Raw genomic sequence first — 20,860 nt, 5'->3', positions numbered from 1 at the left:
GCTAAGGATCGTGTTGTCTGGCTCATGGTCTGGCTCCTTGGCAGGTCGCGACGGCGCGGACCTGGCAGTAATTGACGCCGTTGGGGCAGATGGTGTCGCCGCTTCGGACGGACAGGGTTTCACCGCCTTCGCTCTCGCAGGCGGCCCGTCCGGCCAGATCGACCATGGAATAGAAGTCCGCCGCGGGATCGACCTTTACGAAAGCCGACGCCGTCCAGGTCCGGAGGGCCGGCGTCGGCGCTGGCGCGCGCGCGGCCGGTAAGGCCCGGAGAGGTGGCGTGGTCGCCGACTTCGGGGGAGTGCGGACAACCGGCGAAACGCGTTTGGGCGGTTTGGCGTTAACGGCCGGCTGCTTCGCGCTCGTCCCGACGCGCGCCTTCGCCAGCTTGGATTGCGTGGGCGCCACTGGCGTGGGGCGCTTCGACGGTCCAGCCTTGGCCGTCGTTGGCTTCGGGCCCGTCCCGACGCGGGCCTTGATCGGTGACGGTTCGGCCTTGGACGCCACAGCTTTCCGCTCGGGCAAGACCTTCTCTACCGCTCTTTCGACTGGTTTATCGCTGCGAGCATCGACCGGAGTTGGCGGCGCGATTGCGACGGGTGGCGGCTTTGCGGCCGCGTCGATGCGAGCAAGACCGCGCTCGCCCTCGCGCTGCAGGACCGAAGCGTCGCGGAGTTGGGCGACCCGGGCGTACAGGCCACGAGCCTCGGCCAGCCGATCAGGGTCGCCGCCGGCCTGCGATTCCAGAAATTGACCAAGGGCAAGCACGGCGTCGGCGCGACTTCCCGCAGCGGCCTGGCGGAGGCGCGTCTCGGCGGCGGTGGGGTCCGGCGCACGGCCGCCCTCGCCGCGGGCCAGCATCTGGCCAAGGGCCAAGGCCGCATCGTCGCGGGCCCTGGCTGTGTCCGATCGACCGTCATCGGCGGCCGCGGCGGCCCGTTGCAGCCAGGCCAGGGCTTGATAGGCGTAGGCCCCGCGGTCTTTGTTGGCCGTTTCCCCGGCTCGCTGACGATAGAAGGCGCCCAGCCGCTCCATGGCCGCCGGCTCGCCGGCTACGGCCCGCGCCGTCGTCTGGGCGTCAAACCGTTCGGGCAGGCTCAGGCCCTGAGCCGACGTGTCCGCGCAATGCAGGCGCCAGCCGCCGGGGGCTGAGAGCCATTGGCAACCTGCCGGCGCGGCTGGGGCAGTGGTGGGCGCACCTGCTCCGGTAGGGGTTTGCGGGCGGTAATCGAGCTTGGGCGCGACCACGGCGGCAGTGGCAGCCACAGCCACAAGGCCGAGGGCGCCGACCCACCAGCCCAACCGGCGCCGGGCCGGGACTTCGCGGCCGAGTATCAGCGGCGCCTCGGCGTCTTCTGGCGCCGTTTCGATCGGATCGCGCTCCGTCGGCGGCAGCGGCGGCACGACAAGCGTGTCGGTTTCCGACTCCGGCGGCGGGGAGGGCGGAGGCGTCTTGGCGATCCCGTTGAACCAGGGGGCGCCTTCAGGTTCAGGCCCCAGGTCCAGGCCGGCAAGCCAGGCTGCCGCGCTGGCGGGGCGCGCTGTTGCGGCTGGCGCGAGACCGGCGTCGATCCCAACGCGCAAGACGGCGGAAACGACGGCTCCGTTCGGCCAGGTATTGTCACCGGCCACCCGGGCGGCGAGGTTGGCGGCTGGCGGCGCGCGACCGGTCAGCAGGCGCTGAAGCAGGGCGCTGGCGGCGTAGAGATCCGCGGCCGGGCCGATGGGATGACGAAGGGCGCCATCATGGGCCTCCGGCGGCGCGTAGCCTGGTTCAACCAGGCCGCCTTGGCTGCGCAGCACTCGAAAGAGCGGCCGGCGATCAACCATGAACCCTGTCAGGCGAACCTCGCCGCCGTCGATCAGCACGGACCGGGGCGACAAATCCCCATGAACCACACCAACGGCGTGCAGTTCTTCCAAAGCCTCGGCCAGCCGTCGGGCGAAAGCGGCGACGACTGGTTCGGCCACGGCGCCACGATGTTTGGCAAGCCAGGCCTCGAGGGTCAGACCCACTGGCGATTGCAGCCAGAAGCAGCCGTCCGCCGTCCTGGCCACGGCTTCGATCCGCAAAGCCGCGCACGGCGCGGTGGTCTGGAGCCGCCGCCCAAGGGTTTCGAACGCCTCAAGCGCCGCCGCGTAGAGGTCAGCCGCCTCGGGGATCGCCGTGAATCGCCCGCCGACTTCGCGCACGGCCCCAGCGGGGGCAAACCGCACGGCCTCCAGAACCTCGCCCTCGACGGCGAACGTTTCCAGAGCGCCCTCGCGGCGCAGGGGCCGCAGGCGCAGCGGCTTGCGGAAACCGTCGACCGTCAGGCGGAGCGGCGCCTCGCGCTGGAGGAACGTCATGGAGTGTCTCCACAGTCGACGATCGCCCCGGTGGCCGCCTCGATGATCCTGTCGGACTCAGACGCCGAGGGGGTCTCGATGGGAACCAGAGCGACGCGGATCGGCGTGTCCGAACCGTCACGACGCCAAACGCTTTCAGCGCCTCCGCCGTTCAGTCCGAGGGTGGCCCGCATCAGGGCGGGGTCCGCGGCGAGGCCCGAGCAAGCGAAGAAGTGCGGCCAGTCGCGGGCGGCGGGACTGCCGGCGGCGACCTTCACCACGAGCCAGCGCGGCGCCGCAGTCTCGACACTCGGCGCCGGCGAGGGCCGGGACATCCACGCGCCCAGCCCGGCGGCGGCGAGCCACAGCGCGGCGATGGCGAGGGGTGGCGCCCAGGGCTTCACGCTCCGCCTCCCGCGATCCAGGCATGGGCGGCGGGCGAGCGCAGGATGGATGCGGCAATGGCCAGGGCCGGAGACTCGGCCTGACGCTTGTCCTGCAGATTGACCACGATGGTCAGCCCCCGCACCGGGCGGCCGTCGGCTTGGCGCACGGCGACGACAGCGATGGCGTGGCCGTCGAGCAGCGGAGGCTCGGCGGTGCGGAGCGGGAGGCTGACGACGCGGCCGTCAGGTTCGGGCTCGAAATCAGCTGGCCGACAATTGCGATAGGCGCAGGCGAAACGCTGCATCTCCGCCGCCGCCTGCTGCGCCAGGTCCCGCCGGCCGGCGACGCGCACCCTGCAGCGAGTCTCCTTGAGGTCGAGGATCTGCCACGCGGCCTCGGCTTGGTTCCGGGGCGCGACGAAGCCGAACTTCAGCCCTCCGGTCTCAGCGTCCCACCGCAGGCCGCAATCGCTAAGGGCCAGCTGCGCGAGTAGAACTGCGCCGGGCTCGCTCGGAACTTCGCCTGCGACCTTCATGGTGCCGGTCTTGGCGAAAAGGGCGACCTCTGGGCCATATCCCATGCCGGCGAACTCGCGGCCGAGCCAGGCGGCGGTGCCGCTCTTCACCACCCGTGACAGGCCGTCTAGCACCGTCGCACGCATGTGGGGGCTGCGCATCGGCAGGTCGACCGTTGGCGGGCTGGCGGTCGGCGTGAAGCGCGCGCGCACCTGCCGGCCCGTGACGATCCGCGAATAGACCTCAGCCATCTTGATGGCGCTCCAGGTCGAGCGGCTGCCCCCCAGCCCGGCCATGAGATAGTCATTGCGGAACGAGGCGATAGCATCGAAGCCCAGACGCTCACGCTCGGGAGACGCGCCGGCCAGGGGCGAGGCGCAGGAGGGTGCGGCGCCGGTCAGACCGCGCCAGACCGCGACGTCATAGTGACAGCCGCCGCCCTGGCCAGCGTCGATATCAAACAGCCTCGCCAGACGATCGGGCCAGGCTGGACCGCGCCCGGGCGGCGGCCGTAGAACCCACCCGAACGGGCCTGGCGCCGTTGCCTCACCGAAGACGGGCAGGGGCGGGGTGTCGGTGCGGCTGCGCCCCTCCAAAGACCACGTCTCGACCGGCGAGGGCTGAACACGCACAGGCTGCAGCGGCGCGCCCGGGGCGCGATAGGCCAACATCATCAACGCCAGGGCGTAGCGGTTATTGGACTGCTCGAGGAAGGTGGGGAAGTCGACAACGTCAAGGCCGTGGTTGTCGAAGCCGCCCTTGCCGAGGTCCATGCCCAGCACGGTGCGGATACGGCCCGTAGCGCCGCCTTGCATCTTCAGAGTGGCCAATGCTGGGTCCGCGTCGAGGATCGCCAGCGAGAACGGCGCCTTGGCCATGGAGCCGACGGGCAGGCGCTCGAAGTTGTGGTTCTGGGCGACCAGGTTCCGGCCACGGCGCGTGCGGCGCTGGGCGGCAGTGAGGTCGGTCTCGGCCAAGGGCCAGGAGGCGACGGCCAACACTTGGCCGCTCGTGGTGTCCATGACTGTCACCGCGGCCTTGAAGGCGTCGCCGGCCTCCTGATTGGTTTCTCGCGGCGACAGGCCGGCGCGCACCGTAGCGGCCCCGGCCGATAGGGCGCCCTGCGCTGCCTGTTGCAGGCGCGCGTCGAGCGAAAGTCGCAGAGGCGTCGGCGGCCGACCGGCCATGACGCGTTCAAGCGGTTGCGCCAAGGGCTGCAGGGCGGGAAAATAGGTGCGGGCTCCCGAGCGCTCGCTGCGAGCGATGTCTGCCGCCCCGCCGTCGAGGCGCAGGCGCAACACCGACTGCCCGGTCCGCAGGGTGAGGGTCTCACCTTGTGGCAGGGGCGTGAGGGTTACGTCGCCGTTGGCGCGCGGACGCACGTCGCGGGCGCCGACGCGGATTTCAAGAATTGTCGGGGTCTGGACCCGTACGACGGCCTGGTCGCCGATCAGGATGACCGAGCCGACGGCGTGGGGTGGCGCGTCGCCATCCTTCAGGCAAATGGAGAGGGCGCGGCGCGGCCCCGACGCCCCGACCCGACGCGTCGGCATCAGGATGTCGCACGCGGCGGCGTCCGCACCCTGCGGCTCGAGCGGAATTGGCGCGGGCGACGGGTCGCCCATCGGCTGCAGGCGCAGGCCTGGTGCGGGCCCGCCGCGGAACAGGATGGGTCCGTCCCAGGCGCCGCCACCCGAAAACGGCCGGTCGATGTGGTGGGCGTAGGGGTCGATGCCTTCGACCCAGCGGCCGTCGTCGCTGAGACGCCAGAGCGTCGGATCCTGCAGGTCGGTGCGCAGATAGGAGGCGTTGACGAAGGCGCGCAGACGTCGATCGTCGCCAACCGGGCCGTCTCGCAGGGCGATCTGCGGCTCTCCATTGCTGTCGTAACGCACCGCCAACCACTGCCGCTGGGCAATGGCGTCGATCAGATGGTCATAGCCGCTGGCGAGACCCTGACCCGACGGCCGACCGAGGGCGGCGAGCATCGCCGGAGCGCCCGCGACCAGGGCGACGATGGCGACCAGAGGTGCGGCGACAGCCGCGACGCGAGCCCAACCCGCAGAGCGCTTGAGGCGTTTGCTCATCGCTTCGCCTGCGGGGATCTTTCGGCCAGACCCCAGATCGCGAGGGCGAAGAGCACCGAGCCCTCCAGCAGATCGCCGCCCGACGTAGGTGCGAGGAGGTAGGCGTTGCGGCCGGTGAAGGGTACCAGTTGCAGGTTTGCCAGGGTCATATAGGCGGCGGCGCCAAAAAGGCTCCAAAGGGCCAGAAGACCAGTGGCTCGTCGCCCATCGAGCGTGGCCGAGCGTGTCAGGGACCAGACAGCGATGGGAGCGCCGGCGAGCAAGGCCAGGAACAGGCCGGTCGCCAGACGCCCGAACGGAGACATCAGGTGGACTGCGGTCAGGTTGTCGGTCGCCTGCACAGGCTTGAGGGCGCTGAGATTGGCCGGAGACAGGTAGCCGCGCCCCAGCAGGGAGTCGGTGTAGTCGGAAAGCTGAGCCGACCAGATCTTGAGAGCCACTGCCTCGGTCGAGACGTCTGCCTCCAGGGCCTCGGGGGCGGCGATCAGGTAGAGCCGGAGCAGGTTCTGGCTGGCCTTGGCCTGCCGGTCGAGTGTCGCCAGGGCTTGCTCGTCGCTGAGCCCGCGACGCATCTGCGCGGTCTGGCCGAGACGATCGGCGTGGGTGGCGCCGACGGCGCCGAGGGTGGGCAAGAGAAGTAAGGCTGCCATAGCCGCGGCCGCCGGCGCCCCCCAAGGCAGGCACGCGACACCTCGCCGCCAGGCCAGGCCGGCGGCGACCCCGGCGATTGGCAGGAACATCAGGGCGTAGCCGCTGTCGCGCACGGTGAACGGGACGACGAAGGTCGCCATGACCAACAGCGCCCAGAAGACGATGGGACGTGTCCACCCGCCCGGTCGCGCTTCGCTGACGCCCAGCAGGCGGCCAAAGCCAATCAGGATAAAGGGTGTGTAGAAGACGCTGATCGCCAGCACCGTGACCCCGAGGTCGATACGCTCTTTCCAGCCGATCACCCCGATCGCGAGGCGGACTGCGAGGACGATGACCAGCAACATGACGCCGGACAACCAGAGTGTTCCAGGATCTCGGGCGAGGCGTCGCCCGAGATCAGCGAGACGGCTCAAGGGGGACGGAGCGGAGCCCTTCGTCGGAGGCGTGCTCGCAGCTCGCCAGAGTACGGCAAGACCCCAGGCTGCCACCAATAGCAGGCTGAGGACGCTGAGCCGATGGGTCCAGGCGAGGGTGGCCGCGACGGCGAGCGGCGGGGCGAGGTCGAGCGTCAGATCGCCTGCCTTGCGTGGCTCCCCGGCCCGCGCCCAAGCCAGCAGGGCTGCCGGGACGATGACATAGCTGACAGCCGCGTCGCCGAGGATTTCGCGCCAGTCCAGCGCCGGATCGGCTTGGGCGGCGGCGAGACCAATCAGTAGCCGCAGAGCAAGCAGCAATTGCAGCAAGCCAAGGATCGCCCACAAGGCCGCGCGGCGATGGAAAAGGTCTCGGCACACAAGTAGAACGCTGGCTGTCCAGGCCACGACGATCAGAGCCGCCGGCCAGGGCGTCGCCAGCCGGTCGAGCGCCAGGCGTACGGTGCGCAGGGCGGGACCGGCGGCGGGCGCGTTCAGTTCGGCGTGGGTGAAACTGGCGCATGCCGGCCCCTGGGGCGCAGGCGGCGCCGCGCGAAGGGCATCGGCCGTCAAGCCGCCGACGACTGCGGTATCGAGTCCAAGCCTGCTCGGTGGCGCGCCGCGTTCGCAGCGGCTGACGATTTCGGTCGGTGGGGTCGCGAAGGCGATGTCGGCTTGGCCGTCGCGCTCGGCCAGGGTCAGGCTGCGGCGAAGCTGCAGGCGGCCGCGGCGCGCCTCCGGCCCATCGAGGGCGCCGTCGACGAAGCGCGGCTCGAAAATCTCGGCCCTGATCCCCGTTTGCAGCCGAATGGCGGCGGGAGGGGCGTAGGCAGTGACCCGACCGTTCCGCGCGACGCGCGCGCCGGGGTCGGCCAGGATGATGGCCCAGGCAGAGCCGCGGAAGCCGCCTTGCTGAAACAGGAAACTGCGAGCCGGAGCGCTCGCCGCGCCCTGGCCGACGCAGAGCCAGCGGTCGCAGTCGGCCAGCAGGCGTGCAGCCTCAGCGGAGCCGGGCCGGGGGAAGAAATCGCGCAACGGATGGATCGCCTGGATGGGCGTCCAGTCGTTAACGCCGCCAAACGCCAGGAGGGTCTTGCGCTCCGGCATGGCCGGGCCGGCGACGGCTCCGGGCAACGCCCTAACCTCGCCGTCGCGCCAGTCCGCCGGAACCAGGGCTCGCCCTTGCAAAACAGCCCAGGCAGCGCCTTTCTGTTCGCAGGGCGCCATCAGGCAAACGGCGTCGCCTTCGGCGAAAGCCAGAGCGGTGGGCCAGGTGAGACGTCGCCCCTGGCGCAGCCCGATCAAGGCTTGTGGCGGCGCCGTATCGGAACCGGCGATGATGAGAGCGAGCGGCGGGGCCTCGCCGCCTGTCGAAAGGTCAGGTTCCACGGTGGCGACGCCGGCGGGGAGGCGGGGCACGATGATGTCGTCGCGACCTGGATCGCCTCCGATACGCAGCGGAAATTGGCGAACCTCGGCCGTCACGCGCAACAGCGACAGACGAAGCTCGCCGGTGCGGCCCTGTGCGGCCGCCGTCAGCAAGCATCCCACGACCAAGACGGCCGGGGCCGCGACGCCGACGACCAGGGCCGCGACCCGCATCGCCGACGGTTTGCGCCGCGCCGAAGCGCCGTCCGTCGCCACTCGCCAGAACGCCAGCCCGAGCGCCAGGCATATGAAACCCAGCAGAACGCCACTCATCCCCTGCCTGCCCTCCGCGCCGCCCCGAAGGTGGACCGGCCCAGCAGCCGCCAACGGTCATGAGCCCGCTTCAAGGCCAAGAGTCGCCACACGGCCAAGCCAAGGCCCACTGTCGTCAGCGTGATGAGGCACGGCCACCCAAACTGCGGGCCAAGGGCCACGATCAGAGGCGAGACCGCGGCCACATGTTCGATGGGCGCCGAACATAGATTGGCGTCGTTGCGCACGAGGGCCCGCCGCGCCTCGCGGAAGGCCGGGTCGGTCTCCATCCCGCTCGCCTGACAGAGATCGCGCTTCAGCGCCGCGCCCTGCGGCGTGTCGCCAAGCGCCGCGAGGCGGTCGGCGAACGCGGGCGTTGGCGACGACCATGGCTCAAGCTGCGACAGGCCCAAGCGCTCGATCCACGGTCCGCCGCCGCGTGTCGGCGCCGCGCCGACCGTCGCCGTTCCCAGACTGGGCGCCAAGCCGAAGGCCCAAAGGGCCCCGACCAGGGCCAGCAAGGCCACGAGGCCGCTGGCGATCAAAGGTCCAGCTCCACCAGGGCGGTTCACGGCGCCCGCTCGGCAAGCGAGTTTTCGACCGGCGGACGTCTTCGAAACAGGCCCGCGACGCCCTCCCAGGCGCGTCGCTTGTCGGTGTGATCCTTCAGGCGCAGCAGAGCCCGGATCAGATCGGTAACCCCGACATGGCTCAGCCGATAATTGATCGTCTTCGACCCGCGCGCCGCGCCTTCGAAAGCGGTGGCGAACTGAAAGCTGGCGAGCGCGAACCACTCGTCGATCTGGCGGGCGACCCCAGGTCGCAGGGCGCTGAGGATCGCATAGGCGTCGGCTTTTCGCGGTTCGCTCCGGAGGCTGCGGAGCAGTTGGGCCGCACGCGGATGTCCCTGCAGCAACCTTCGAATTGGCAGTTGAACCGCATCCGAGCGGTGGGTGAGGTCGTCGCTCTTGGAAAGGACGATGAACATCGGCTTGGTCGGTTTCTTCCGTTCGGCGTCGCGGCTGCGATCGAACACCGCGTAGGCGTCGATCGACGGGTCCAGGTCCGGCCCGCCGCGCTCTTCCATCACGACCATGAGCTGAGCCATGAGGCCGACGCCGCTGATATATTCACCAAGCTCCTCATGCTTGGAGGCCAGGCGTTGCAGAGCCTGTTCCACGCCGCCCTCCAACAGCTGCTTGCGCTCGCGGACCAGAGCCTTGAGCTTGGCCTGGGCCTTGGCGTCGCCGGCGTCCGCCGCCTTACGGGTCAGCAAGATCATGCGCTTTAGAACGTCGACCCGGTCGATCAGCGCCTGGGTCGGCGGCAGGCTCGCTGTTTGTACGGGCGCGGTCCCGCCAGCGGCGTCGCGGCGCCACAGAACGTCGTGGGCGAGTTCCGAAAGCAGGGTCTCGTCGGCCGGCAGCAAGGTCAGGAAGGCTTGGCCGGTATAGATCACGTGTCGCATCAGGGCGTTGGACTCGCCGAGGAACGAGCCCTCCACAGCGCGCTGGAAGCGCTCACCCGGAATGTCGATGACGTAGAAGTCGTGGGCGCCCTTGCGAAAGCGGTGGGCCGTGAACAATACGGTGTTTTCCACATCACCCGGCGGGGCGCGGCGCGGATAACAGGCGTAGGCGTCGCCCTCCTGCAACTCATATTTCAGCCGGTTGAGGAACCAGGTCTTTCCGGCAGTCGGAAAGCCCAACAGCACCATCGTGAACACCCCGGATTCGCGGATGCGGCGCAGGGTCTCAATGTCCAGTTCGCGACCGGTCTGGCCGAAGATGGGGCCGTTGATGGCGGGCTCTGCCTCTAGCGGCGCAGACACGAAGGACGGGGGTTCCAGCGCGGCGGCAGCGGCCTGGTCGACCTTCTGCTCGACAAGCGCGCGCAAGCTTTGGCTTAGACCTTCAGGCGCCTGTGGCTCGGTGGTCGGCGTCTCTGGCGGCCCCATGCGGCGAAGAGTGTCGATCACCTCGCCCATGGTGACTCCGGGGGTGGGGCTGTCGAGGGCGCGGACAGCCGGCGTCACCGCGCGCCCATCAGCCAAGGCGCAGTGCGGGCAGCCGCCGAAGTCCTCGCTGGAGAACTCGTTGGTGCAGATCTCGCAATAGATCATCGCGCCGTCCTCCCCGCGTGCGCTACAGCGACCAATGCCCAGGCGGCCCGGGTGAAATCGGCGGGGTGTCGGGCCTGGCGCAAACCGGTGGGAATGGCCCGCGTCGTCAGCGTGGCCGATAGCTCGGGGGCGAAAGCCTTGGCGGCCCCCACTACGCTCGGGTCGGCGAGGGCGGCGTCGGCGCTACTTGGCGGCCTGGCGAGGAGGGCCGAAAGGGCCAAGCGAATACGAGCTCCGTCCATAGCCGGACGCAGGCATTGCAGGCGCAACAGGGTCCCGGCGAGCCGCTGCGTCTCCTCGTCCTCGATGTTCGACAAGGCGGCGTCGAGAAGGGCGTCGAGGAAGACGGGGCCGGCCACGGTCATCGCATCGGCGAAGGCGGGGTCGGTCGTGAGCCGCGCCGCCCACAGGCGGACGACTTCAGCGAGGTCGAGGCGGTGGGCGATGTCGCCCAACCAGGTCGCTACAGCGGGCCTCGCCATCACGTCGCCCAGGCCCGGCAGGGCCGCCAAGGCGGTGGAGTCCTCGCCCTCGATGAGCCCGCGCACATAGAACGCGGCGCCTTGCGCGTCGGCGACGGCGACCAAGGCGTTGAACGTCTCGGACACGCCACTACGCAACGCCTTGCTGACGGCATCGGCGTCGCCGGCGTGACGCATCACTGCGCGCAGCAAATCGATCATCGCCGCAGGCGTCAGCTCGGCGCACGCGGAGGCGATCTCCTCGAACATCACATCGGCGGCGGCCAGGCGAGCCTTGTCTTGGGACCATTGCGCCGTGCGCAGGGCGGCGGCCGCTGGTTCCCGCTCAGCAATAGAGGCGAGCTTCAGCCACGCTTTCCAGGACAGGGAAGGCTCGGCAAGGGCCCTGAGGGACAGCAACTCATGAGTGGCCTGGAAGGCCGCCGGACTTTCCGCTGAGGCGTGGGTCACGAGCCTAAACGTCGAGGCGGGGTCGAGATCGCCAGCCGGCGCGATCAGGCTGGTGCTGGCCCATCCCGTCAGGCGCGCGCGGCGGGCCGGGAGGTCGACACCCTCGATCAGGGCGCAGAGCGTCGCCTCGGGATCCTCGTCGCCGACGTCAATGGCGAGGTCGCCCCAGCCGACGCGCGCCGCCGCTATCGGCCGGGCGATGGATTTCGCCAGGCCGTCGAGCGAGATCTGAATTGGCTCAAGACCAAAGGCGGCGTCCTCTGGCTCGGGCAACAGGCGCAGCAGGCGGGGCGAGGCCCAGTTCAGGGTTTCAAGCAGGGCGCCGTCGACAAGGAGCAGATGGGCGATGGCCACAGGACCCAGTTCGCCCTCTCCGAGATGGCGGGCCCGGACTACGGCGAAGGACGAGCCGTCGACGGCCAGTGGCAACATGGCCACAAAACGATGGCGTCGCAGCATGGCCCATCCCGCCAGCGAGAGGGCGAAGTCAGCCAGACGCGCCTGGCTTTCAGAGGTCAAGCGAGGGCCAGCATAGCGGCGCAGGCCATAGTTTCGGCCCTGAGCCTTGGGGCCGATGACAGCGGTCGGGAACAACCGATCGGCGGGCGGAACCGTGGCGGTCATCGCATCGTCCCGGGTGTCGGCCCAGCCGGGTTGGGTGTGGGCGCGCCAACCGGTTGGGTCGAACGAGGCGAAGTCTCATCGCTGGCCGGAGCGGGGCGACCCACTTCGCGCGGCGGGGGCCTAGAGGCCGGCTTGGCGGCCTTGGAGGGAGCGCGCTCAGCGCGCTCGGGGCGGGGAGAGCTTGCGGGGGGCTGCGGTGTCGCGACGCGAGGCGTCGAGGATGTCGGCTGCGGTTCGTCGGCTGCCGGGGCCAGCGGCGCGATCGGCGGAGCCGTTACGGCGGTTTCTGCAGAAGCCGCAGGCACGGCTTCACTCACCCGGCCCGATTGCAGGCCCAAGAGGAAAGCGATGACAAGCAGCGCCGTCACGGTGACGGCGATCAGGCCGAGCCCCCAGGGAGGCGCGCGCCAGAGGCCAAGGCGGCCGACCGTGCTGCGCCGTTCAAGGGCCTCGGCGATCCGATCGGCGGTATCGGCTGCCAGGATCTGATGCTGTTCGGCGACCGCACTGCGAGCGGCCTCGCTCACGGCGCGAGTCAGGGCGGTCGACATCGGGCCGTCGGGATCGTCCTTCACCGCCTGCCCGGCCCATTCGAGGATTAGGGCCGCGAGTTCCCGTCGCAAAAGTTCGACGTCTGGAAAATGGCCGTCCGCCATTGCTTGATCCTCGTCGCCGTTAGGCCGGTAAAGATTGCGACCCCGTTAGGAAGCTCGCTGTCTACGTGGACCCAAGCATTCCCCTTCTTGTATGAAGCGCACCTGAACGAGCGTGACCTTAGGAGCGATCAAGTCGTCGCTGACGGTGACGTTCGAGGAGTGTGGGTGGCCGAGGTCGACCAGGAGCCGCAGAGCGGCCACCGGCCGACGATTGCGCGCAGCCGAAACAGCTATAACGGCCCGCGCGATGTCAGCCGCCGCAGGACTCGCGGATGATCAGGTCGGTGGGCAGGCGTTCCGGCCGGGTCTCGCCCTTGGCGTCCAAAGCATTAGAGACCAACAGTCGCCCCGCCTTGTAGGTGTCCTGCTTGATGGTGCTGAGAGCCGGGGTGCTGAGGCGACTGAGCAGCATGTCGTCATAGCCGACCACAGAGACATCTTCGGGCACCGACACGCCCGCCCGGCGCAGGGCGCGGATGGCGCCCAGCGCGATCAGGTCGCTGGAGGCGACGATGCCGTCGAAGGGGATCTTGCGACGAACGAGAGCGTTGACCGCCGCCTCGGCCGACTCCAGTTCAAAGTCGACGGGAGCGATCAGGCCGTTATCGACCTCCAGCCCGCTTTCTTTCAACGCCTCCAGATAGCCGGCGCGACGTTGCAGCGCCTCGGGATCGGTCTCGCCAAGAAAGACGATGCGTTTGCGGCCCAGTCGGGCCAGATGCAGCGTTGCACGCCTGCCGCCCAACAGGTTGTCCGAGCCGATCGAGCAGTATTTCTGCCCCTGCATCTGGGCGCCCCAGACCACGAAGCGGGCGTCGGTGCCTGCCAGTTGGTTGAAGGCCTCGTGCAGAGTGCTCTGGCCCAGGAAGATCACGCCATTGGCGCGGCTGGTCGTCGTGGCCAGCAGCAGGTCGTCGTAATTTGCGGGCGAGGTGTGGCTGACTGTGAAGTCGCAGCCGCGATCACGAGCGGCCTCGCCGATGCTGGCCAGCAACTCCAGGAAGAACGGGTGGGACAGGGGCAGGGGGCGGCCATGGGTACGCGGCGTGACGATGGCGATCGAGCCTTCGGAGCCAATCGGGCCGGAGGGCATGTAGCGGCGAAACGGATAGTCCAGCTCGCGCGCCATCGCCCAGATGCGCTGTTTGGTCCGCGTGCTAATGGAAGGATGATCGTTGAGGGCGCGAGACACCGTCGACGCGGAAACGCCCGCGAGCTTGGCAAGGTCCTCCAGCGTCGTATTGTTTGTGCTACCGCTGCCCATCACGTCCAAGTAAATAAGAAAACCACGTCGAACTTCCTTAACGCACCGAAGGGAAGCCTTTGCAAGGTGAGCGCCAAGACTTCCGCAAAGCGACGGCGGGGCCGCTGCGCATGACAAAGGTGCGTCTTTCCCTCTTTCAAATCTGGAACATGTGTTGCGGTCTGTTCGGCGTTCAGATCGTCTGGGGGCTGCAGAACGGCAATACCAGCCGTATCTTTCAAACCCTTGGCGCCGACGTCAACGAACTGGCGATCCTGTGGATCGCAGCGCCGGCCACCGGTCTTCTGGTGCAGCCGATCATCGGTCATTTCAGCGACAAGACCTGGGGTCCGCTTGGCCGTCGTCGCCCTTACCTGCTTTATGGCTCAATCCTGACGGCCGCGGCGCTGTTCCTTATGCCCCATGCCACCACGGTGTGGAGCGCCAGCGTAATGCTGTGGCTGCTCAGCGCGTCGATCAATGTCGCCATGGAGCCGTTCCGCGCCTTCGTCGCCGACTCCCTGCCCGAAGAGCAGCGCACGACGGGCTTTGCCATGCAGGTGTTCTTCATTGGCACGGGCGCGGTCTTCGCCTCGGCCCTGCCATGGGTGCTGACCCACGGGTTCGGCGTGTCCGGCGTGGCCGCCCCAGGTGTGCTGCCGCAGTCGGTGCGTGTGGCCTTCTATGTTGGGGGCGTCGGCCTGCTGATCGCCGTGCTGTGGACTGTGTTCACGACCCGGGAGAACCCGCCCGAGATGATCGACGCGGAAGCTCCGACGCATGTGCCGTCCACGGCCGAGGGCGCAGCGGTGCTGCTGAAGAGCGGCGTGCTCTGGACGATCGGCGGGCTGGTGGTCGGCGCCCTGGCCGCCCTGGGCCACTGGGGTCGGGAAATCTATCTGTTGGCAGCGGTCTCGTCGGGCTTCGGCGTAGCCCAACTGATGGCGATTTGGTTGAGGCGTCGGGGTCACGTCTCGTTGGGCGTGCTGGAGATCGTCGAGGACATCCTCCACATGCCCAAAGTGCTGCGGCAACTGGCGGTCGTCCAATTTTTTACCTGGTTTGGCCTGTTCGCCATGTGGATCTACACCACGCCAGCTGTCACCACGCGGCACTACCACACCACCGACCCATCCTCCGTCGCCTACAATCAGGGCGCGGACTGGGTGGGTATCCTGTTCGCCGGCTATAACGGCGTGGCGGCGCTGGTAGCGCTGCTGCTGCCGTTTCTCGCGGCAAGGATTGGTCGCCCCGCATGCCACGCCTTCTGTTTGGCTCTAGGCGCACTGGGCTTTGTCGGCTTCGTGCAGATTGATGATCCCAAGCTGCTGTGGTTGCCGATCGTCGGCATCGGCTGCGCCTGGGCGTCCATCATGTCGGCACCTTATGCGATGCTGTCCTGCGCCGCGCCGCCTCGGAAAATGGGCGTCTATATGGGCATCCACAATCTGTTCCTGGTGATCCCGCAACTGATCGCCGCCACCGTGCTGGGTCCGGTTGTCGGCCGCCTGTTCAAGGGCGAGGCGATCCTGGCCTTGGGTCTGGCCGCTGCGGCCTTTGCTCTGGCCGCGGTCAGCGCCCTCGCCATTCGCGACACAGGCGACAGGCAACCCTGAAGCCGAGCTAACGGCAGGACTGCACGATATCGCGGCGCCCTTTGCAGCGGAGTGTGGCCGTAGCCGCCGACCAAGTCTATTTTCAATTTACGCAACATTTGCGTTAACGTAATCGCTTACTCAGCGCAAATTTTGCATCAAATGCGGGGCAGCGCCGTCGAATTGCAGTAAAATCCGCCGGAATGAGCGGATAATTGCTGATATACGGCACAAAAACCCTATTGCACCCAACGCAAATTAGCGCAAAGTTATGCAAGTCGCGGCTCGGGGGTTTGAGTCTCGGCCTGCGCTGATCGGGCGTAACGCAAATAATGCGCCGTGAACAAATTGGCGACCCAAGCGGCGCTGCGAACGGGGAGGGGAATGGCGAGGGCGATCATCGCCCTTGAAGCGTGTCGGTCGACCGACCGTGTCGCTTGTCGTGTTTGCGCCGGCGTTCGCGCCGCCTCGCGACGTGAAGGTCTTTAGCGAAGTTTCCAGGCCGGCCGCCAATGCGCCGAGCCCTGATACCAGACGCAAAGCCGCGCCCACCAGCGCGCGGCCTTCATCGAGAGAACCACGCGCGATCAAGGCGCGGGAAAAAAGAGGGAGAAGAGGGATGAGGAAATTTAGTTTCAGCCACAGCCGCAAGGCTGTCCTGCGGGGCGGCGTGTCGCTTGCGGCCTTGGCGGCCATGGGCGTCGCGGCGCCGGCCTGGTCGCAGACGACGTCTGCTAGCAATCCTGCCGACACAGTGGACGAGGTCGTCGTTGTCGGCGTCCGCAAGTCTCTCGCGACCTCGCAGGAGATCAAGAAAAACGCCGACACCGTCGTCGACTCGATCACCGCGACCGACATCGGCGCCTTCCCCGACAAGTCGGTGGCCGAGGCCCTGCAACGGGTGCCGGGCATCACGGTGTCGCGCCTGCAGTCCAGCGATGACAGCTCCCACTTCTCGGCCGAGCCGGCCAGCGTGCTGATCCGCGGCCTGACCCAGGTGCGCACCGAATTTAACGGTCGCGACAGCTTTTCGGCCGACGCAAATCGCGGCCTGAACTTCAACGACATCTCGCCGGAACTGATGGCAGGCGTCGACTCCTACAAGAACCAGACCGCCGAGATGATCGAAGGCGGCATCGCCGGCGTGGTCAATCTGCGCACGCGGGTGCCGTTCGACTCCAAGGGCTTTGTGCTCTCCCTGTCCGGCAAGGCCAACTATGGCGACCGGTCAGAGAAGGCGACCTACGAATATTCGGGCATCATCAGCAACATCTGGGATACCGACGTCGGGCGCTTTGGTCTGATGGCTAACTACGCCAATTCCCACGTCCTGACTCAAACCGAAGGCGTTGTCATGCAACGCATCGGCACCTTCTGCTCGGCGGGCAACAACAACGCCGCCGGCAAGCCGATCGTTGGCGCTGATGGCCTCATCCCCTGCACCGCCAACCCGTATGGTGGCTCTGGCTGGCGCTATATGCCTAGCCAGGTGAACTTTTCGGAGGTGGTCTATGACCGCAAGCGCCACGGCACGGCCCTGGCCTTCCAGTACGAGAGCAATGACGACCGCGTCCTGCTGACGGTCCAGTACAACGACTCCTACTACAAGAACGCGTGGAAGGAGCGCAGCGCCAACGTCACGATGTTTGGCCTGTGGGCGTCACCGGCTTACTCGCCCCAGACCTCGGCCTTCATCGCGCCGGCTTCCGGTACGCCAGCCTTCACCTTCGGCGCTGACGGCATGCTCGAGTCTGGCGTCCTGACCCAGCCCACCGGCGATTGGGGCGGCAGCACCCAGGACGATATCAACCGCGGTTCGGCGGTCCCCGGCATGCCTTTCGTGAACTATTGCGGCGCGGGCTCTTCCTGCGCCACCCAGCGCCAAGGTCTCTACCTCGAGAACCAGGCCCGGATTTTCGGTCACGAAGAAGGCACCAAGGATCTCTCGGCTAACCTGCAGTGGGACGTCACCGACAAGCTGCACGCCTCGTTCGACGCGCAGTATATCGACGCCAGCACCAGCAACTATGACATCCTGGTCGCTAACCGCTCGATGGCCGACGCGCAGTATGGCCGCAACGGCGATGGAACCCCGCAGATCAAGCTGCTGCCAGGCTCGAACGTCAATTACGCGACGGGTGGTCTGGCAAACCCGCACAATTACTGGATCCCGTTCATTCAGGATCACTACGAAGACAACGAGGCGACCGAACTGGCCCTGCGCGGCGATGCTGAATACAGCTTCGATAACGGCGGCTGGATCAACTCGCTGAAGGTCGGCGTTCGCTACGCTGAGCGCAAGCAGCACGTAAAGTACTCGACATACAATTGGTCTCCCGTCGCCGCGCCCTGGAACTGCAATGGTCCAGGCTTCAATGCCGACAATACGGCCCCAGCCTCCTATGCCGCTTGCGGGCGCACAGACACCTTCAAGGGCTACGGAGCCAACATCTGGACGACAGGAAACCTCAACGAGTTCTACAATGGCTCGGTCTTCCCCAACGGCGACGTCGTGTTCCTCAGCAACGAGGTGCTTGGCGACCGTGCCCGGCACGTACAGGCGCTCAGCGGGGCGACGACCAACTCGCCGTTCCAATGGACGCCGCTTTGTCAGCGCGCCGCCAACACCTCAGGCTGTTTCACGCCGCCTGAAATGCTGGACGTCACCGAGGAGACCATGGCCGGCTACGCCATGCTTCGCTTCGGCGGCGCGGACAAGACGATCTTCAACGGCATAACCGTTCAGGGCAACCTCGGCGTCCGCTATGTGGAGACTGACCTAGCAAGCGATGGCGGCGTCGCCTTCCCGACCAACAGCTGGTATCAGACCGCCGCCGCGGTGCCTTGTAGCGCGCCGCTTGGCCCCAATTCGGTGACCAACATCTCGTGCTGGCTCAAGCCCGAATTGCTGGCCTTCAGCAATGGTGGTTCGGCGCTTAACAAATTCAGCAAGAAGCACAGCAATGTCCTGCCAAGCTTCAATGTGCGGTTTGGCCTTACTGACAAGCAGTTCGTTCGCTTCGGCGCCTCGCGCGCCATGTCGCGGCCTGACTTTGGCCTACTGCGCAATTTCGTCGGGGTGCAAAGCCCGGCGTTCAACACTTCGCCAGACTCGCCTTTCGTAATCTACAACTCGCCGACGGCGGCGCACATCCCGGCTAATGTGGTGGGCTATAACTTCCAGTTCAACGCAGACTCCGGCTTTGCGGCGCTGGAACCCATTACCGCAGACCAGTTTGACCTGACCTACGAAAACTACTTCACCGAAAACAGCTCGTTCACGATCGCCGCTTTCTATAAGGAACTGAACGGCAGCATCGCCTACGGTGAGTTCGCGCGCTCGTTCACCAATAACGGCTCGACCCAGAACGTGTTGGTGCGGGGGCCCCGCAATGGCGAGGGCGGCGGCAAGCTGAAAGGCTTCGAGGTCGCATATCAGACCTTCTTCGACTTCCTGCCCGGGGTCTGGAGCGGCCTGGGTGTCCAGCTCAACTGGACACACACCAAACAGGAAGGGATCAGCAACTCAAACCTGGCGGTTCAGCCCGGCTATGCGGCCGGCGGCACGGTGGGTTTCGGCGGCGGTCTTCAGGTCAATGGCGCGGTTATCGACAGCCATCGCCTCGCCGGGATCTCGGACGACTCCTACAACATCATAGGCCTCTACGAGAAAGGTCCGATCGCCATGCGCCTGGCCTACAACTGGCGCTCGGAGTTCCTGACCAACAATCTGGACTGCTGTATCGGTTTGCCCATGTGGCAGAAGGCCAGCGGGTTCCTCGACGGCTCGGTTCGCTATCAGATCAGCGACAAGCTCGAATTCTCGGTCGAGGGGTCCAACCTGCTGAACACCACCAACAAGTTCCAGCAGCAGATCTTTGGCGACTCCGGGCTGACTCCCGGCGCCAAGGCGGTGAAGGTCGACTCGTCCTGGATCCGCAACGATCGCCGCCTGCAACTGGGCGTTCGCTTCAAATACTAGTCCTGTTCAGGGATGCGCCGTCACGAGGGTTTCGTGGCGGCGCAGGCTCTGACTTTGACCGGGTGACCCGATCATGCAGATAGACCGATCAGAACCGACGAAGAGGCTGAAGGTTGTCATCGTCGGCGGAGGGACTGCGGGCTGGATGTGCGCTGCGGGCATGTCGCGCCTGCTCGACGCCGGCCGCTACGACATCACCCTGATCGAGTCCGACGAAATCGGCACGGTAGGGGTCGGCGAGGCCACCCTGCCGCACATCAAGATCTTCAACGACCTGCTGGGTATCAACGAAGCCCAGTTCATGGCTGAGACCCAGGGCACGTTCAAACTGGGCATCGAGTTCCGCAACTGGAGCGCAGCGGGTGACAGCTATATCCATCCTTTTGGCGTGTTCGGCGAGCCTTGGGGCGGCGTCGATTTCCAGCACCACTGGATGCGTGCCCAGCAGGCCGGGCAGAAACCCGGCTCATTGCAGGACTATTCCTACGCCGTCGCGGCGTGTCGCCAGAACGGTTTTGAGTTTCCCAACCAGGACACCAAGTCGATCCGCTGTACCTATGCCTATGCCTACCATTTCGACGCGGGCCTCTATGCGAATTTCCTGCGTCGCTGGTCAGTGGAGCGCGGCGTCAGGCGCATTGAGGGTCTGGTTCAAGACATCGCCCGCGACGGCCAACGGGGTCACGTCGAGGCCCTGACCCTGAAGTCTGGCGCGCGAATTGAGGGTGACCTCTTCATCGACTGCACGGGCTTCCGATCGCTGCTGCTTGGCGGTGTTATGCGGGCCGAGTGGGACGACTGGAGCGAATGGCTGCCCTGCGACCGGGCGCTGGCCGTGCCATGCGAACGGGCAGGGGCGTTCACCCCCTATACGCGCTCGACAGCCCAGGAGGGGGGCTGGATCTGGCGTATCCCGCTGCAGCACCGCACGGGCAATGGCTATGTCTTTTCCAGTCGGTTCATCGACGAGGAGAAGGCGCGCGACACCTTGCTAGCCCAGCTGGATGGCGCGGCCCAGGCCGAGCCCAATCTCCTCAAATTTCAGGCCGGTCGGCGAAAGCAGGGTTGGCGCGGCAACGTCGTGGCCATGGGCTTAGCCAGCGGCTTCCTCGAGCCCCTGGAATCGACCAGCATCTTCCTGATCCAGGCCGCCGTGATCGACCTGATCAACCTGATGCCGACACCGGGCGAGGGCGACCGGATGGACCCGCGCCTGATCGCCGAGTTCAATCGCCTGTTCGAGATTCAGTATGACCGGGTGCGCGACTTTCTGATCCTGCACTATCGCGTCAACCAGCGTCACGGCGAGGCCTTGTGGGACCATGTCAGGACAATGCAGATCCCCGACAGTCTGGCCCACAAGATCAGCCTGTTCGAATCCCGCGCCTGGGCGCCGGAGTACGAGCAAGGCCTGTTCTCACGCGACAGCTGGTTGTCGGTGCTGTTTGGCCAGAACCTGACACCCCGCGCCTATGACCGCTTGGCTGATGGGCTTGGCCTGGAAGAGCTGGAGACCCGGATGCGCGACCTGAAGGCGCGCATCGACGCAAATGTCGGGGCGATGTCCTCGCACGCTGCGTTCGTGGCCGGCTATTGCCCAGGGACAGCAGCCGTCCCCGCTCTGGCGGTGGCGGGATGAGCGCGCCC

At 67.0% G+C, this 20,860-nt stretch carries 12 protein-coding genes; 3 read left to right on the top strand and 9 right to left on the bottom strand.

Annotated features, from left to right (window positions below):
- Positions 1–22: 22 nt before the first annotated feature.
- The 9 genes from ACP69S_RS18730 to ACP69S_RS18690 all read right to left on the bottom strand — a co-directional run bounded on the left by ACP69S_RS18730 (position 23) and on the right by ACP69S_RS18690 (position 13,657).
- Positions 23–2,347, bottom strand: coding sequence for a protein kinase domain-containing protein (locus tag ACP69S_RS18730; RefSeq protein ID WP_425999829.1), 2,325 nt, complete (start codon positions 2,345–2,347; stop codon positions 23–25).
- Positions 2,344–2,730 carry a hypothetical protein gene (locus ACP69S_RS18725; protein WP_425999827.1) on the bottom strand — a complete coding sequence of 129 codons (387 nt, stop codon included), beginning with the start codon at positions 2,728–2,730 and terminating at the stop codon, positions 2,344–2,346. The genes ACP69S_RS18730 and ACP69S_RS18725 overlap by 4 nt, the downstream gene beginning before the upstream one ends.
- Positions 2,727–5,315 carry a hypothetical protein gene (locus ACP69S_RS18720; protein WP_425999826.1) on the bottom strand — a complete coding sequence of 863 codons (2,589 nt, stop codon included), beginning with the start codon at positions 5,313–5,315 and terminating at the stop codon, positions 2,727–2,729. Before ACP69S_RS18720 ends, ACP69S_RS18725 begins: the two co-directional genes overlap by 4 nt.
- Entirely contained in the window at positions 5,312–8,080 is a 2,769-nt protein-coding gene (locus tag ACP69S_RS18715; protein ID WP_425999824.1) for a hypothetical protein, read from the bottom strand. Before ACP69S_RS18715 ends, ACP69S_RS18720 begins: the two co-directional genes overlap by 4 nt.
- On the bottom strand, positions 8,077–8,604 hold the full coding sequence (locus ACP69S_RS18710; RefSeq protein ID WP_425999822.1) for a hypothetical protein: 528 nt from the start codon (positions 8,602–8,604) through the stop codon (positions 8,077–8,079). The genes ACP69S_RS18715 and ACP69S_RS18710 overlap by 4 nt, the downstream gene beginning before the upstream one ends.
- Before the next feature lie 23 nt (positions 8,605–8,627).
- Positions 8,628–10,181, bottom strand: a complete 1,554-nt coding sequence (locus tag ACP69S_RS18705) for a hypothetical protein (RefSeq protein ID WP_425999821.1) — start codon at positions 10,179–10,181, stop codon at positions 8,628–8,630.
- A complete protein-coding gene (locus tag ACP69S_RS18700; protein WP_425999819.1) occupies positions 10,178–11,737 on the bottom strand; it encodes a hypothetical protein in 1,560 nt (519 codons plus the stop codon). The genes ACP69S_RS18705 and ACP69S_RS18700 overlap by 4 nt, the downstream gene beginning before the upstream one ends.
- On the bottom strand, positions 11,734–12,393 hold the full coding sequence (locus ACP69S_RS18695) for a hypothetical protein (RefSeq protein ID WP_425999818.1): 660 nt from the start codon (positions 12,391–12,393) through the stop codon (positions 11,734–11,736). Before ACP69S_RS18695 ends, ACP69S_RS18700 begins: the two co-directional genes overlap by 4 nt.
- A gap of 250 nt (positions 12,394–12,643) precedes the next feature.
- Positions 12,644–13,657, bottom strand: a complete 1,014-nt coding sequence (locus ACP69S_RS18690) for a LacI family DNA-binding transcriptional regulator (RefSeq protein WP_425999816.1) — start codon at positions 13,655–13,657, stop codon at positions 12,644–12,646.
- Between the two features lie 110 nt (positions 13,658–13,767).
- On the opposite strand from ACP69S_RS18690, the gene ACP69S_RS18685 reads away from it, so the two are divergent.
- The 3 genes from ACP69S_RS18685 (at position 13,768) to ACP69S_RS18675 (ending at position 20,852) form a co-directional block, all read left to right on the top strand.
- Positions 13,768–15,252 carry an MFS transporter gene (locus ACP69S_RS18685; RefSeq protein WP_425999814.1) on the top strand — a complete coding sequence of 495 codons (1,485 nt, stop codon included), beginning with the start codon at positions 13,768–13,770 and terminating at the stop codon, positions 15,250–15,252.
- A 598-nt stretch (positions 15,253–15,850) separates the two neighbouring features.
- Complete coding sequence (locus ACP69S_RS18680) at positions 15,851–19,213, top strand: TonB-dependent receptor (protein ID WP_425999812.1); 3,363 nt, start codon at positions 15,851–15,853, stop codon at positions 19,211–19,213.
- 73 nt (positions 19,214–19,286) lie between these two features.
- A complete protein-coding gene (locus ACP69S_RS18675; protein ID WP_425999811.1) occupies positions 19,287–20,852 on the top strand; it encodes a tryptophan halogenase family protein in 1,566 nt (521 codons plus the stop codon).
- Positions 20,853–20,860: the final 8 nt, after the last annotated feature.

The sequence above is a fragment of the Caulobacter sp. DWR1-3-2b1 genome (assembly GCF_049895765.1).
GTDB lineage: Bacteria > Pseudomonadota > Alphaproteobacteria > Caulobacterales > Caulobacteraceae > Caulobacter.
The sequence above is the reverse complement of the archived record's forward strand: the minus strand, read 5'-3'. Positions and strand labels throughout refer to the sequence as shown.

What these genes read in the sequence shown, in the direction of transcription:
- ACP69S_RS18730 (WP_425999829.1), bottom strand. Translation starts at nt 2,347, where the DNA reads ATGACGTTCCTCCAGCGCGAGGCGCCGCTCCGCCTGACGGTCGACGGT.
- ACP69S_RS18680 (WP_425999812.1), top strand. Translation starts at nt 15,851, where the DNA reads ATGAGGAAATTTAGTTTCAGCCACAGCCGCAAGGCTGTCCTGCGGGGC.
- ACP69S_RS18685 (WP_425999814.1), top strand. Translation starts at nt 13,768, where the DNA reads ATGACAAAGGTGCGTCTTTCCCTCTTTCAAATCTGGAACATGTGTTGC.
- ACP69S_RS18715 (WP_425999824.1), bottom strand. Translation starts at nt 8,080, where the DNA reads ATGAGTGGCGTTCTGCTGGGTTTCATATGCCTGGCGCTCGGGCTGGCG.
- ACP69S_RS18690 (WP_425999816.1), bottom strand. Translation starts at nt 13,657, where the DNA reads ATGGGCAGCGGTAGCACAAACAATACGACGCTGGAGGACCTTGCCAAG.
- ACP69S_RS18720 (WP_425999826.1), bottom strand. Translation starts at nt 5,315, where the DNA reads ATGAGCAAACGCCTCAAGCGCTCTGCGGGTTGGGCTCGCGTCGCGGCT.
- ACP69S_RS18695 (WP_425999818.1), bottom strand. Translation starts at nt 12,393, where the DNA reads ATGGCGGACGGCCATTTTCCAGACGTCGAACTTTTGCGACGGGAACTC.
- ACP69S_RS18675 (WP_425999811.1), top strand. Translation starts at nt 19,287, where the DNA reads ATGCAGATAGACCGATCAGAACCGACGAAGAGGCTGAAGGTTGTCATC.
- ACP69S_RS18700 (WP_425999819.1), bottom strand. Translation starts at nt 11,737, where the DNA reads ATGACCGCCACGGTTCCGCCCGCCGATCGGTTGTTCCCGACCGCTGTC.
- ACP69S_RS18705 (WP_425999821.1), bottom strand. Translation starts at nt 10,181, where the DNA reads ATGATCTATTGCGAGATCTGCACCAACGAGTTCTCCAGCGAGGACTTC.